Source organism: Enterobacter sp. IF2SW-B1, assembly GCF_001743375.1.
GTDB classification, from domain to species: domain Bacteria; phylum Pseudomonadota; class Gammaproteobacteria; order Enterobacterales; family Enterobacteriaceae; genus Enterobacter; species Enterobacter bugandensis.
In genome coordinates this window covers 1-372 of the sequence record NZ_MJAA01000348.1, presented here as the reverse complement: position 1 = coordinate 372, position 372 = coordinate 1, and the positions used below count along the sequence as shown (strand labels likewise).

General features: G+C 40.1%; 1 protein-coding gene. It reads left to right on the top strand.

What is annotated here, in order from left to right; genetic code table 11:
• A partial coding sequence (locus A6013_RS24630; RefSeq protein WP_139128324.1) for an AAA family ATPase occupies nt 1-251 on the top strand: 251 nt, incomplete at its 5' end.
• Between the last annotated feature and the right edge of the window lie 121 nt (nt 252-372).

The window sequence follows — 372 nt, the reverse complement described above, 5'->3', positions numbered from 1 at the left end:
TAGTTCTTGATTTTCCGGCAAACACACAAACAAATCGTGAATGGATGATGAGCATTATTATGGAGTCAGGTGCCAGTAATCAGCTGCACTATCTGAAAGTTTCTGATGACGTATGTAAATCCCGCTTACGCGGGCGTAATGCAGAAGGACAACATGAATTTTCGACCTCAGATCAACAATTTGAAATCATAACGCATTATTTCTCAGAACCAACTGCTGATGAAGGGGTTAATATCGTTGAATACAGCTGAATCTACCTTTCTACACATAAGCCGGCTGCTGGCGGCTTATTAATTCTTCTAGCTTTTATAGCAATATTCGATTCTACAATGTTTTCAACGTCTGCTTTTGGCACAGAGCGGACATTCATAT